Source organism: Pseudomonas sp. 11/12A, from assembly GCF_000800055.1.
Lineage (GTDB): Bacteria > Pseudomonadota > Gammaproteobacteria > Pseudomonadales > Pseudomonadaceae > Aquipseudomonas > Aquipseudomonas mohnii.
On the sequence record NZ_JUGV01000001.1, the window covers coordinates 4,995,581 to 5,009,664 of the forward strand.

At 59.9% G+C, this 14,084-nt stretch carries 11 protein-coding genes and 1 riboswitch; of the genes, 6 read left to right on the top strand and 5 right to left on the bottom strand.

Annotated features, from left to right (window positions below):
* The first annotated feature begins 52 nt into the window (after window positions 1-52).
* A complete protein-coding gene (locus tag GQ39_RS23015) occupies window positions 53-1,222 on the top strand; it encodes an MFS transporter (protein WP_047534432.1) in 1,170 nt (389 codons plus the stop codon).
* Window positions 1,223-1,243: 21 nt separating this feature from the next.
* Here GQ39_RS23015 and GQ39_RS23020 read toward each other — a convergent pair whose 3' ends face one another.
* Both GQ39_RS23020 and GQ39_RS23025 read right to left on the bottom strand, forming a co-directional pair.
* Window positions 1,244-2,131: a formate/nitrite transporter family protein gene (locus tag GQ39_RS23020; protein ID WP_047534435.1), complete on the bottom strand. Its 888-nt coding sequence runs from the start codon at window positions 2,129-2,131 to the stop codon at window positions 1,244-1,246.
* 171 nt (window positions 2,132-2,302) lie between these two features.
* Complete coding sequence (locus GQ39_RS23025; RefSeq protein WP_003229043.1) at window positions 2,303-2,710, bottom strand: acyl-CoA thioesterase; 408 nt, start codon at window positions 2,708-2,710, stop codon at window positions 2,303-2,305.
* 198 nt (window positions 2,711-2,908) lie between these two features.
* Window positions 2,909-3,011: riboswitch (S-adenosyl-L-homocysteine riboswitch) on the top strand.
* Window positions 3,012-3,034: 23 nt separating this feature from the next.
* Between GQ39_RS23025 and ahcY the strand changes: the two genes are divergently transcribed.
* From ahcY to GQ39_RS23045, 4 genes are all read left to right on the top strand, one after another.
* Entirely contained in the window at window positions 3,035-4,444 is a 1,410-nt protein-coding gene (gene ahcY / locus GQ39_RS23030) for an adenosylhomocysteinase (RefSeq protein WP_047534438.1), read from the top strand.
* Window positions 4,445-4,628: 184 nt separating this feature from the next.
* On the top strand, window positions 4,629-5,474 hold the full coding sequence (gene metF, locus GQ39_RS23035; protein ID WP_047534440.1) for a methylenetetrahydrofolate reductase [NAD(P)H]: 846 nt from the start codon (window positions 4,629-4,631) through the stop codon (window positions 5,472-5,474).
* Between the two features lie 192 nt (window positions 5,475-5,666).
* Complete coding sequence (locus GQ39_RS23040) at window positions 5,667-6,482, top strand: substrate-binding periplasmic protein (protein ID WP_047534442.1); 816 nt, start codon at window positions 5,667-5,669, stop codon at window positions 6,480-6,482.
* 223 nt (window positions 6,483-6,705) lie between these two features.
* Complete coding sequence (locus tag GQ39_RS23045; protein ID WP_047534444.1) at window positions 6,706-8,574, top strand: DEAD/DEAH box helicase; 1,869 nt, start codon at window positions 6,706-6,708, stop codon at window positions 8,572-8,574.
* Window positions 8,575-8,819: 245 nt separating this feature from the next.
* Here GQ39_RS23045 and GQ39_RS23050 read toward each other — a convergent pair whose 3' ends face one another.
* The 3 genes from GQ39_RS23050 to GQ39_RS23060 form a co-directional block, all read right to left on the bottom strand.
* Entirely contained in the window at window positions 8,820-9,413 is a 594-nt protein-coding gene (locus GQ39_RS23050; RefSeq protein WP_047534446.1) for a YceI family protein, read from the bottom strand.
* Between the two features lie 32 nt (window positions 9,414-9,445).
* A complete protein-coding gene (locus tag GQ39_RS23055; RefSeq protein ID WP_047534448.1) occupies window positions 9,446-9,997 on the bottom strand; it encodes a cytochrome b in 552 nt (183 codons plus the stop codon).
* Between the two features lie 597 nt (window positions 9,998-10,594).
* Window positions 10,595-12,367, bottom strand: a complete 1,773-nt coding sequence (locus tag GQ39_RS23060; protein WP_047534449.1) for a flavin monoamine oxidase family protein — start codon at window positions 12,365-12,367, stop codon at window positions 10,595-10,597.
* Window positions 12,368-12,589: 222 nt separating this feature from the next.
* Between GQ39_RS23060 and GQ39_RS23065 the strand changes: the two genes are divergently transcribed.
* The gene (locus GQ39_RS23065) at window positions 12,590-13,996 is read left to right on the top strand and encodes an adenosylmethionine--8-amino-7-oxononanoate transaminase (protein ID WP_047534450.1); all 1,407 of its coding nucleotides are present in this window, start codon (window positions 12,590-12,592) and stop codon (window positions 13,994-13,996) included.
* Window positions 13,997-14,084 lie beyond the last annotated feature (88 nt).

Consider the following 14,084-nt stretch of genomic DNA (forward strand, 5'->3'; position numbering starts at 1 on the left):
GGCACGCGTATGCCTGATCACAGCGTCAAGACTACCGACAGAGACCTTGCGCATGCCACTCGCTTTGCTTGCCCTCGCTGTTGCCGCGTTCGGCATCGGCACCACCGAATTCGTCATCATGGGCCTGTTGCCCGACGTCGCCCGCGATCTGGCCGTGAGCATTCCTCATGCCGGTTTGCTGATCACCGGCTATGCACTGGGCGTAGTGTTCGGTGCGCCAATCCTCGCCGTCGGCACGGCGAACATGCCGCGCAAGGCCACGCTGCTGGGCATGACGCTGATGTTCATTCTGGGCAACATGCTTTGCGCGTTGGCGCCGAACTACGCCACGCTGATGGCCGCGCGAGTGATTACGGCGCTCTGTCACGGTGCATTCTTCGGCATCGGCTCAGTGGTGGCCGCCGGACTGGTGGCGCCGAACAAACGGGCCCAGGCGATTGCCATGATGTTCACCGGCCTGACCCTGGCCAACGTGCTCGGCGTGCCACTGGGCACGGCGCTCGGTCAATATGCCGGCTGGCGATCGACCTTCTGGGCGGTGTCGGTGATCGGCGTGATCGCCGCGATTGCGCAGTGGGTGTGGCTGCCCAGGAACATCGCGATGGACAAAGCCAACCTGGCCAGCGAATTCAAGGTATTGGGCAAAACCAACGTGCTGCTGGCGTTGGGCATGAGCGTGCTGGCATCGACCAGTCTGTTCAGCGTGTTCACCTACATTGCACCGATCCTGCAGGACATCACCGGCGTCAGCCCCCACGGCGTGACCATCATGCTGCTGTTGTTCGGCGTAGGATTGACCGCCGGCAGCATGCTCGGCGGGCGCCTGGCCGACAGCCGCCTGCTGCCGTCACTGGTCGGCATGGCGCTGGCCGTGGTGGTGGTATTGGCTGCATTCAGCCAGACCAGCCACTCGGTGATCCCGGCCGCCATCACGCTGGTGCTGTGGGGAGTCTTTGCCTTCGCCCTGTGCCCGATCCTGCAATTGCTGATCATCGACCAGGCCCATGAGGCACCAAACCTGGGCTCGACCCTGAATCAGAGCGCATTCAATCTCGGCAACGCAGCGGGCGCCTGGATCGGCGGCCTGGTGGTGGCCAGCGGTGCCGACCTGGCCGACCTGCCCTGGACGGGCGCGCTGGTCAGCGGCTTGACCGTACTGACAGCGCTGTATTTCATCTATCTGCAACGGCGCGATACCGCCGCCATCAACGTATCCGGCTAAACCAACGCCTTGCGGGCCTGATCACTTTTCGACCTTCTGCGGATCGGACTCCCGGTCTCGGTCCGCAGCTTCCTTTGGTGCATCGCCTTCGCTACGAATTTGCGCATGACTGATCAGCGCGAAGATGAAGCTGCCACCGATGATATTCCCCGCCAGCGTCGGCCCGGCGAACACCAGCCAGAAATCCTTCCACGGCAATTCACCAGCGAACACCAGGTAGGAAACCTCGGCCGAACCGACCACGATGTGGGTGAAATCCCCCAGTGCCATGAGGTAGGTGATGAGGATGATGATCCACATCTTGGCGCTCTCCATGGATGGAATCATCCAGACCATGGTGGCGATCATCCAGCCGGAGACGATGCCCTTCGCGAACATCTGGCCGGCATCGTTCTCCATGACCTTGCGCCCGATGTCGAGAAAGGCCAAATCGGTTTTGCTGTCGAAGATCGGCAGCTTCAGCATGACGTAGGCCACCAGCAAGGTGCCGCACAGATTGCCGACCAGCACCACCGTCCACAGCCTGAACAAGCGACCGAAGTTGGCCAGCGTGGGCTTGCTCATGATCGGCAATACGGCGGTCAGGGTGTTTTCGGTGAACAACTGTTGACGGGCGAGGATCACCGCGAGAAAACCCGCGCAGTAACCGAAACTGGCAATCACCTTGAAGCCTTCACCCTCGGGCAGCCGGGAATTGAGCAAGCCCATGCCCATCAGGGAAAGGCCCATGGTCAGGCCGGCGGCCAGCGCCGACCACCACAGCGCCGCGATGCTGCGCTCAAGCTCCTGATCGCCCTGGGTGCGGATGATTTCGTGCAGTACCGCCGCGCGCGGTGGCTGGCTTTTTTCGACTTCGTGCTGTTCTTTCGTCGAGAGGTCGGGGGTCTTGCCGTCTGTTGGCGTGATCATGACGTTGTCACCGTGGGGGCTTTTAGCTACGACCCCCGTGGCTCACGGCTGTTCAGTAGGCGGGTAAATCTTCGGTGACGGCACAACCGCTTTCGCGAGCAAGCTCGCTCCCACAGGTGCAACGCGCGCCTTGTGGGAGCGAGCCTGCTCGCGATGAAGCCAACGCCGATGTCACTTCGTAACCAATTCATCTTCCTTGAACTGGTCTTTGACGTACTTGATCTCGGTGCGGCCGTGGGGCGCCGGCAGACCGTCTTCACCGAGGTTCACAAACACCATTTTTTCAACGGTGAGGATGCTTTTGCGGGTGATCTTGTTGCGCACTTCACAGGTCAGGGTAATCGAGGTGCGACCGAATTCGGTGGCGGTGATGCCCAGCTCAATGATGTCGCCCTGGCGCGAGGCGCTGACGAAGTTGATTTCCGAAATGTACTTGGTGACGACGCGCTGGTTGCCCAACTGGACGATGGCGTAAATCGCCGCCTCTTCGTCGATCCAGCGCAACAGGCTACCGCCGAACAGGGTGCCATTGGGGTTGAGGTCTTCTGGTTTAACCCATTTGCGGGTGTGGAAATTCATATTCACTCCTGAGCGTCTTGCCGAATGATGGGCGCTATCTTGGCAGACCCCGGGCTAGAGCTCTATTAACCATCGACTATGGTCTCGATTACCGTTCGGACATTGACCAACAGAAAGACTTTGGAAGATCAGCATAGCCCGCTATAATCGCCCCCGTTTCAAAACGGTAACCTCAACCTGGTACCGTTTTCCCGCCACCTGTCCGAGGGGCGCTGCAGCAGGTTCAACCTGTCAGGCTCGGATGGGGCGTTGCTTGGCTGTCATCGGCCAGACACTAAACGCACAACGGCGCCCATTCGCATACATTACGAATGGAGGCTCTTCATGAGCGCTGTTATCACGCCTGCAGATTTTACCGATTACAAAGTGGCCGACATGTCCCTGGCAGCCTGGGGCCGTCGCGAAACCATCATCGCCGAATCCGAAATGCCAGCCCTGATGGGTCTGCGCCGCAAGTACTCCGAAGAGCAACCGCTCAAGGGCGCGAAGATCCTCGGCTGCATCCACATGACCATTCAGACTGCCGTGCTGATCGAAACCCTGGTTGCCCTGGGTGCCGAAGTACGCTGGTCGTCCTGCAACATTTTCTCGACTCAAGACCAGGCCGCTGCGTCCATCGCCGCTGCCGGCATTCCGGTTTTCGCCTGGAAAGGCGAAACCGAAGAAGAGTACGAGTGGTGCCTGGAGCAAACCATCCTCAAGGATGGCGCGCCTTGGGATGCCAACATGATCCTCGACGACGGCGGCGACCTGACCGAGCTGCTGCACAAGAAGTACCCGCAGGTTCTGGATCGCGTCCACGGCGTGACCGAAGAAACCACCACCGGCGTACACCGCCTGCTGGACATGCTGGCCAAGGGCGAGCTGAAAATCCCGGCCATCAACGTCAACGACTCGGTCACCAAGAGCAAGAACGACAACAAGTACGGCTGCCGTCACAGCCTGAACGATGCGATCAAGCGCGGTACCGACCACCTGTTGTCCGGCAAGCAAGCGCTGGTCATCGGTTACGGTGACGTGGGCAAGGGCTCGGCTCAGTCCCTGCGTCAGGAAGGCATGATCGTTAAAGTATCCGAAGTCGACCCGATCTGCGCCATGCAAGCCTGCATGGACGGTTTCGAAGTGGTTTCGCCGTTCATCGACGGGATCAACAACGGCACCGAAGCCAGCATCGACAAGGCACTGCTGGGCAAGATCGACCTGATCGTGACCACCACCGGCAACGTCAATGTTTGCGACTCGAACATGCTCAAAGCCCTGAAGAAGCGCGCTGTTGTCTGCAACATCGGCCACTTCGACAACGAAATCGACACCGCTTTCATGCGCAAGAACTGGGCATGGGAAGAAGTGAAGCCACAGGTACACAAGATCCACCGTACCGGTGCCGGCAGCTTCGATCCGCAGAACGATGACTACCTGATCCTGCTGGCCGAAGGCCGTCTGGTTAACCTGGGCAACGCCACCGGCCACCCAAGCCGCATCATGGACGGCTCGTTCGCCAACCAGGTTCTGGCTCAGATCTTCCTGTTCGGTCAAAAGTACGCCGACCTGTCGCCAGCCCAGAAAGCCGAGCGCCTGACCGTTGAAGTACTGCCGAAGAAACTCGACGAAGAAGTGGCCCTGGAAATGGTCCGTGGCTTCGGCGGCGTGGTGACTCAACTGACCAAGACCCAGGCCGACTACATCGGCGTGACCGTCGAAGGTCCGTTCAAGCCACACGCTTATCGCTACTGACAGCAGCTGCAAGTGGCAAGCTTCAAGCGGCAAGTAAAAGCGGTTCGTTTACTTGAGGTTTGAGGCTTGTTGCTCGCTTCTTCATCGCTATTACGCAGCAGTTAGTTGCGGGTTTCAACGACGAGAGTCGGCGCTACGCCCTCTTGTAGCTTGCAACTTGCAGCTTGCAGCTGGAGGCCCCTCCATGTCCCAAGACCGTCGCTACAGCTTCGAGTTCTTCCCTACGAAGACCGACGCTGGGCATGAAAAGCTGCTCGCCACTGCCCGCCAGTTGGCAACCTATAACCCCGATTTCTTCTCCTGCACCTACGGCGCAGGCGGTTCGACCCGTGATCGCACCCTCAACACCGTGTTGCAGCTCGAAAGCGAAGTCAAAGTACCTGCCGCGCCGCACCTGTCTTGCGTGGGCGACAGCAAGGATGACTTGCGCGGCCTGTTGAGCCAGTACAAGGCTGCCGGCATCAAGCGTATCGTTGCCCTGCGTGGTGACCTGCCTTCGGGCATGGGCATGGCCAGCGGCGAATTGCGCCATGCCAATGACCTGGTTGAATTCATTCGTGAAGAGACCGGTGATCATTTCCACATTGAAGTGGCCGCTTACCCGGAGATGCACCCGCAAGCGCGCAATTTCGAAGACGATATCGCCAACTTCGTCCGCAAGGCCAAAGCCGGCGCCGACAGCGCAATCACCCAGTACTTCTTCAATGCCGACAGCTACTTCTATTTTGTCGAGCGTGTACGGGCCCTGGGCGTGAACATCCCGATCGTGCCGGGGATCATGCCGATCACCAACTACAGCAAACTCGCACGCTTCTCCGACGCCTGCGGTGCGGAAATTCCGCGCTGGATCCGCAAGCAACTGGAAGCCTACGGCGATGACACCCAGAGCATTCAACGCTTTGGTGAACAAGTCATCACCGAGATGTGCGAACGCCTGCTGCAAGGTGGTGCGCCAGGGCTGCACTTCTACACACTGAATCAGGCCGAAGCGAGCCTGGCGGTGTGGAACAATCTGAAGTTGCCGCGCTAAAAGCGATCAAAGCAAGACCAAAAGATCGCCGCCCGCAAAGGCGCCTGCATGGAAACCGACGTTTCTGCAGGCACCTCGCAGGCGGCGATTTTTTGCTTTTCACAGCACATTTGTTGATGCGCAACACATGGAGATAGAGCTTCTGGATCCAGTTTCTGGCTCTTTCCCGTTTCTCGTCGTAATCTCAAACCTATGCCTTTGATCACACAGTTATTCGCCGTGCTTGTTTTCACTTGCCTGAGCTTTGCCGCCCGGGGCGAGAAATTGCGCATTGTCACGGAACCCTGGGCTCCTTACGTATATGAGGAGAATGGTAAATCCCTGGGGCTGGACTACGAAACCACGGCAATCGTCTTCAAGCGCCTGGGTATCGAAGTCGAGTGGCAATTCCTGCCGTGGAAACGCTGCCTGTCGATGCTTGAAACCGGCCAGGCCGATGGCGCGCTGGACATTTTCCACAGCGATGAACGCGACGCGACCCTGCTCTACCCCAGCGAACCGCTCTCCGAAGTGCAGTTCGTGATGTTCTACGCCAACGAACGACCGCACCCCTTTCGCACGCTCGACGAACTGCGCGGCCTGACCATTGGCACCTCACCGGGCTATCTGTACAGCCAGGACTTCAGGGAATCGACACTGTTCACCCGTGAACCGGCGCCGAGTCATGAAGCCAACTTCGGCAAACTGGTGCGCGGGCGAATCGACCTGCTGATCACCGATCGCCGGGTCGGCCAGCACCTGCTCGACGAACTGCACATCCGCGACCAAATCACCGAAAACCCGACTGTCATCAGCCAGCAGAGCCAATTCCTGGCAGTGCGACGCAATGCCGGCATGGACTTGCTGGTGCAACGCTTCGGCGCTGAACTCAAGCGCTTCAAGCGTGAGCCGGCCTACGCAGAGCTAAGCGCCCGATACGGTGCCGACCCGGCCACCGTGGTGAACCCGCCGGGCCCCACCGCCACTACGGCAAAAACCGTTGAGCAGCAGGAAAGCGGCGCGCAGTGATTGCTCTGTTATACTCCGGCCTTCCCGCCAGGCTCACGCCCGGACGCTCGGAATCGTTCAAGGCATCTCGACCCCGCTACAGCGCAGCTTTGCGGCCCGCGCGAGCGCTCCAGACGAGCTTTCGAAACCCAGTAGGACCGGACGGGATTGCGTTCCTCTTAAACGCTATTCGCGCCAGGCAAGACTCCCATTGGGCCAAGCCCTAACTAAAACAGGATTACTCATGTCCTTTGCTTCCCTCGGTCTCTCCGAGGCTTTAGTCCGCGCCATCGAGGCAGCGGGCTATACCGAGCCTACTCCGGTGCAACAGCGGGCCATTCCCGCCGTGTTGCAAGGTCGCGACCTGATGGTCGCGGCACAGACAGGTACTGGTAAAACCGGCGGTTTCGCCCTTCCGATCCTGGAGCGGTTGTTCCCCAACGGTCATCCGGACAAATCCCAGCGTCATGGCCCGCGTCAACCGCGCGTACTGGTCCTGACCCCTACTCGCGAGCTCGCCGCGCAAGTGCACGAAAGTTTCAAGGTCTACGCACGTGACCTGAAATTCGTCAGCGCCTGCATCTTCGGCGGCGTCGGCATGAACCCGCAGGTTCAGGCCATGTCCCGCGGTGTAGACGTGCTGGTGGCCTGCCCTGGCCGCCTGCTCGACCTCGCCGGCCAAGGCAGCGTCGATCTGTCCCACGTGGAAATCCTCGTGCTGGACGAAGCCGACCGCATGCTCGACATGGGCTTCGTCCATGACGTGAAAAAGGTCCTGGCCCGCCTGCCGGCCAAGCGGCAGAACCTGCTGTTCTCGGCAACCTTCTCCAAGGACATCACCGACCTCGCCGGCAAGTTGCTGCATAACCCGGAACGCATCGAAGTCACGCCGCCGAACACCACGGTCGAGCGTATCGAACAGCGAGTCTTCCGCCTGCCGGCCAACCACAAACGCTCGCTGCTGGCGCATTTGATCACCGCAGGCGCCTGGGAACAGGTGCTGGTGTTCACCCGCACCAAGCACGGCGCCAACCGCTTGGCCGAGTACCTGGACAAACACGGCCTGAGCGCCGTCGCGATCCACGGCAACAAGAGCCAGAACGCCCGCACCAAAGCCCTGGCCGACTTCAAGGCCGGTGACGTACGCATCCTGGTCGCCACCGACATCGCCGCCCGCGGCCTGGACATCGACCAATTGCCACACGTGGTCAACTTCGAACTGCCGAACGTCGACGAAGACTACGTGCACCGTATCGGCCGGACTGGCCGTGCCGGTCGTTCGGGTGAAGCGATCTCGCTGGTGGCACCGGACGAAGAGAAGCTGCTCAAAAGCATCGAACGCATGACCAAGCAGAAAATCGCCGACGGCGATCTGATGGGCTTCGATTCGAGCGCCGTGGAAGCCGAGAAGCCTGAAGTTCGCGAGCGTCCGGATGTGCGTAACCCGCGCAATCCACGTGGCCCGCGCGGCGATGGCCCGAACGGCGGCGGTGGCGGCCGCAAGGACAAGGGCAAGGACAAAGGCAAGGAAAAACCAGCGGCCTCCGGTCGCGGCGAGCGCCCGGCCCGTGAGCAAAAGCCACGCGAAGGCACGCCGGCCCGCGAACAGCGCCAGCCAAGCCAGCCGCCACGTGCCGCTGCTGATCGGGCCCCGGACGAGTTCCTGGACGACGATGTCGATAACTTCGGTAACCGCGTCGACTACGTGCCACAGCAGAAGCCGGCCCAGGGCCGTGGCCGCCGTCCGGGTGCTCCGGCACAAGGCACGACAGCCGGTTCGGGCGCACCACGTGGCGGCAAGCCACAAGGTCGCCAGAACGGTCCGCGCAGCAGCGATGGCGCCAGCACCGGCACGCCACCGGCCAAACGCAGCGGCCCACGCAATGGTGCACCTCGTGACGGCCAGGCCCGTCGCGAAGACTCGCGCAACCGCCGTCCGGCCCGCGACGACCAGCCTCGTTCGGAACCGGCCGTGCAGAACCCGCGTGGCCCGGCGCCGAAGATCATGCACAAGGAGTCGAAGGCTGATCGCTTCCCGACACCTGAGCAACTGGATCAACTGCCAAGCCGTCCTCGCGGAGAAAAACCGGCATTGCTGACCCGCAATCGCTGATTTATCGCCGAAATAAAAATGCCCCGACTCGAAAGAGCCGGGGCATTTTTTATGGGCCAAAAACAATCCCTGTGGGAGCGGGCTTGCCCGCGATGGTCGTGAACGATAACGCGTTAAACCAGATGCCCAGCGGCGCCTATGGGTTTTTCGCGAGCAAGCTCGCTCCCACAGGGATGTGTGCTCGGCAATAAAAAACGCCCGTGCTCGGGAAAGCAGCGGGCGTTTTTTGTGTCAGGGGCGAAAAATTATTTCGCTTTCACACCTTCAAACGTGACGTACAGCTCAACGGCGTCGGACTGTGGACCCAGGTCCATCATCTTGCCGAAATCAGTACGTTTGATGCTGGTAGTGCCTTCGAAGCCGGCACGGTAGCCGCCCCATGGATCCTTGCCTTCACCCAGGAAAGTGGCCTTGACCACGACTGGTTTGGTCACGCCAGCAATCGTCAGGTCGCCGGTCACGTCAGCAGTGGCTTTACCGTCGGCATTTTTGCCGGTGGTTTTAACGCTGGTGGACTTGAACGTAGCCTTGGGGAAATCAGCCACTTTCAGGAAGTCTTTGCTGGAGATGTGCTTGTCGCGCTCAGCGTTGTTGGTGAAGACGCTGGCGGTGTTCACGTTGAACTCGATCTTGCTGTCTTCAGGCTTGGCAGCGTCAAAGCTGAACGTACCGTCGATGTCCTTGAAAGTACCGGTGATGTAGCTGTAACCCAGGTGGCTGATTTTGAAGTCAACGAAGGCGTGCTGGCCTTGTTTATCGACAACGTAGTCAGCTGCCATGACGTTGGCGGACAGCAGGGCGGAACCGATTGCCAGAGCGGCGAAAGTCTTTTTCAACATGCTTGGTTTTCCTTGGGAGTCGAGGTTGAACTTCAGGCTTTGCGACCCAGCATTCGCTTGAGGGTCACATCACGATCGATAAAGTGGTGTTTCAAAGCTGCCAACGCATGGAGGCCGGAAAAAATGACCAGCGCCCATGCCAGGTAGAGGTGAATCGCACCGGCGTTATCTGCCTGGTCCGGTAGTCCGGAAACCAGTGCAGGCACTTCAAACCAGTCAAACACCGGAATCCCGACACCTTCTGCGGTGGAAATCAGGTAACCGGCAATCATCACGGCAAACAAACAGAGATACAGAAAGGCATGGCCCAACTTGGCGCCCAGACGCGTCATGGGGCTGTAGCTGCTCAACGTCGGCGGTGGTGGGCTGATGAAACGCCACAACACGCGCAACACCATGAACGCCAGGAGTATCAGCCCGATGCTCTTGTGGATGTCCGGCCCGGCTTTACGCCAGGGGTCGTAGTAACCCAGATCGACCATCCACAGACCCAGGGCGAACAAACCGAACACCGCCAGCGCTACCCCCCAGTGCAGGAAGATGCTGACCCAGCCATAGCGAGAAGTGGAGTTACGTAGCTGCATTGCCTAGATCCCTGTAAGTGCTGGCCCAAGACTATCGAGTTATCTATCGAATTAAAGCGGAAAATTTTGCTTTGAAATATCGAGAAATACGATCAAGAGTGTGAAATCGCTGAGTTAAGAAAAGATTAAAGGCCAAATTGTCAGAAAAAGTGAATACAAATCTGAGAACACCTGTACTGAACAATTTATTCGATCTCTGCTCACGGTTTCTCCTCAAGCAAAGAACGGGGCCCTGGGCTCGCTCTGGCTGTCTCCCTTAATTGTGGTAGACCTTACGTATCTCTAGGCATACAGGATCGTAAGGGTTCATCTGACATTTGAAGTCCGATTCATAACCATGTCCTTTGGGAAAAAAATGGCCGTTTGCACAGCCAGAAAGGGCCATCAATAAAACGGGCAGTGCGAGTGCTTTCATAGGACCTCCAGGTTTTGAAGATCCTGGGGTTCAAGAGCAGCCGCCATCTATCATTTCGCTCTGATTCGATTGTGGGACGCATCTGATACATCCTTGAGGCGTGTAGGACCGCGCAGTTGAAACCGGAATTTATGGCAAAAAAAAGCGCGACCCATGGGCCGCGCTTTTTTTCCACCTGAAGGTTACTGAGCCTTCGCCTCCGTTGCCGGAGCCGGAGTGGCTGCCGGTTTGGCCGCCGGCTTCTTAGCCGGTTCGGCCTTCTTGGCAGGCGCCTTGGCCGGGGCTTTTTTCGCCTCGGTCTTGGCTGCCGGTTTCTTCGCCGGAGCTTTCTTGGCCGGCTCGGCTTTCACCGGTGTTGCAGGCTTCGCTGCTTCGACCGGGGCTGGCGCAGCGGCCGGCGCTGGTGCAGGAGCAGGAGCCGGCGCTGGTGGCGCGACAGGCTCAGGGGCCTTGACCGGTGCCGGTTTCTTCTCGTCATCCGAGCCACCAAACAGATTGGTGAAGAAGTTGCCCTTCTTCGCCGCCACCGCGCCAGCACCTGCTGCCGCAGCCGCCACCGGAAGCACTTTCTCCGGCTCAAACGATTTGCCCGCCGCCAGGTCTTCTACCTGACTGGCCGCACGCTGACCGGTGCGCAATGCGCCTTCCAGGGTGCCAGGGTACAAGGTGTCGGTGTGTTCGCCGGCAAAGGCTACGCGCTGGACCGGACGTTCCCACAGGCGCCAGAACTTGCTGATCTGGCCGGGACCGAACGCCAGGTAAGCGCCGCCCATCGATGGGTCGGTGCTGTAGCGACGGATTTCATAACCGGTAAACGCACCACGGGCCTGTGGGTAAAACGCATGCAGGCGAATCAGCACCTGATCGACCATTTGCTTGTCGCCGAACGCCTGCATCACCCGGGCGTTGTCGCCGGACAGGTTGATCACCACGTTGGCACCGCCCTTCAACGCCGGCTCGACCCACAACATGCCCAGACCGGTGTTGCTGTAGATCTCGCCGGACATGCGCGCCTTGCTTTCCCACACAGGCGTCTTGAACTTGAGCATGATCTGGTCGCGCCAACCGTAGTTAGTGCCTTTGATCGCCGCCTGATGCTGGGCGTCCAGCGCCGGGGTCATCTGAATCTTGTTCAGGGCGCGCAACGGCACGGCCAGCACGACGTAGTCAGCTTGATAGCCGACACTGCCGACCTTGACGGTGACGCTGTCCTTGTCCTGAGTGATGGCCGAGACCGGGGAGTTGGTCTTGATGATTTTCAGCTGCTTGACCAAGGCCTGGGCCAGCACCGGGCTGCCCCCGACCAGACGCGAAGCGCGCAGGTCACGGTCCGACACGCCACGATAAACACGGCTCTGCTGCGCGTAGTACAGCAGCGACAGGCGCGAAGGTTCGTCGTAGCGAGTACGAATTTGCTGGTTGATCAACTGGCGCGCGGTGGCCGGCAGGTTTTGCTTGTCGAGCCAGCTGGATACGTTGATCTGATCCAGGGCGTGCAACGTGTTGGTGGCGGCCGGGTTCTGCGGGTCGTCGATCGAACGCGCCAGGTCGTCCACGGTCTTTTCGTAGCGCTTGAGTGCGTCGGCGGTGGCCGGCTCCTTGGTCGCCAGGTCGGCAGCGCTGTAATACACGCCGTCGATCAGATAGCCCGGGGTACGCACAAACTCAGGCGCTGGCGTGGTGCTCAGCTTGAAGGTCGAGACGTACTTGTTCAAAACCGGCTGGGTCTTGTCGTTGCCGATCCACTCGCTGGTGGCCATGCCGGAGCGACCGCCCAGGCTCGGTTTGGCTTCCAGCAGCGTGACCTGCCAGCCCTTGTTCTGCAGCTCGTAAGCCGCCGTGAGGCCCGAAACCCCACCGCCGATCACGATCGCGGTTTTATCCTTGGCCAGCGCAGACACGCTGAACAGCCCCAACATCACCAGCGCACAGGCGCGCAGCCAACCGACAGACATTCAGCGAACTCCGGAAATACACGAAAAAATAGCGGTTTTTACGAGCCAGTCGGCTCAAGAACCGCGAAGGATACGTCAGGCGTCAGACACCTGCCAGCAGCGTCTTTCGCCCTATACAAAGTAGCTCAATCGACACAATGGGTTGTCCCCACGCGATGCATTGCATAGGCTTGCGCGATTGTAGGTCCGCGCTTGTCACGGACCGCCTCCAGGAGAGTGAAAATGGGCCTGAATAAACAGTGGATGGAACGCGATCTCGCGGTGTTGTGGCATCCCTGCACCCAGATGAAAGATCACGAACAACTGCCACTGATCCCGATCAAGCGCGGCGAAGGCGTCTGGCTGGAAGACTTCGAAGGCAAGCGCTACCTCGATGCCGTCAGCTCCTGGTGGGTCAATGTGTTCGGCCATGCCAACCCGCGCATCAACCAGCGCATCAAGGATCAGGTCGATCAACTCGAACACGTGATCCTCGCCGGTTTCAGCCATCAGCCCGTGATCGAGCTGTCCGAGCGCCTGGTGAAGATGACGCCGGAAGGCCTGACGCGGTGCTTCTACGCCGATAACGGGTCGTCCTGCATCGAAGTGGCGCTGAAGATGAGCTTTCATTACTGGCTCAACCGCGGTCAGCCGAACAAGAAGCGCTTCGTGACCCTGACCAACAGCTACCACGGCGAAACCATGGCGGCGATGTCGGTGGGCGACGTGCCGCTGTTCACCGAAACCTACAAAGCCCTGCTGCTCGACACCATCAAGGTGCCAAGCCCGGATTGCTACCTGCGCCCCGAAGGCATGAGCTGGGAAGAACACTCGCGCACGATGTTCGCCGCCATGGAACAGACCCTGGCCGAGAACCACGACACGGTCGCGGCAGTGATTGTCGAGCCGCTGATCCAGGGTGCCGGCGGCATGCGCATGTACCACCCGGTGTACCTCAAGCTGCTGCGCGAAGCCTGCGACCGTTATGGCGTGCACCTGATCCACGACGAAATCGCCGTCGGCTTCGGCCGCACCGGCACCATGTTCGCCTGCGAACAGGCCGGCATCCGTCCGGATTTCCTCTGCCTGTCCAAGGCCCTGACCGGTGGTTATCTGCCGCTGGCCGCCTGCGTGACCACCGAAGACGTCTATAGCGCCTTCTACGACGACTACCCTACCCTTCGCGCCTTCCTGCACTCGCACAGCTACACCGGCAACCCGCTGGCCTGTGCGGCGGCGCTGGCCACGCTGGATATCTTCGAAGAAGACAACGTCATCGAGAACAACAAGGCCCTGGCGCGGCGCATGGCCTCCTCCACGGCGCACCTGGTGGATCACCCGAACATCAGCGAAGTGCGCCAGACCGGCATGGTCCTGGCCATCGAAATGGTCAAGGACAAGGCCAGCAAAGAGGCCTATCCGTGGCAGGAGCGCCGTGGCCTGAAGGTGTTCCAGCATGCGCTGGAGCGCGGTGCTTTACTTCGACCTCTGGGCAGCGTGGTGTATTTCCTGCCGCCGTATGTGATCACGCCGGAGCAGATCGACTTTCTGGCCGAAGTGGCCAGCGAAGGCATCGACATCGCGACTCGCGACAGCGTCAGTGTTTCGGTGCCGAAGGACTTCCATCCGGGGTTCCGTGATCCGGGCTGACCGTCACTGCACGACCCTGTGGCGTGGGAACTTGCTCCCGCTGGGCTGCGAAGCGGCCCCAAACCTGCAACCCGATTTTTCCAGTGGT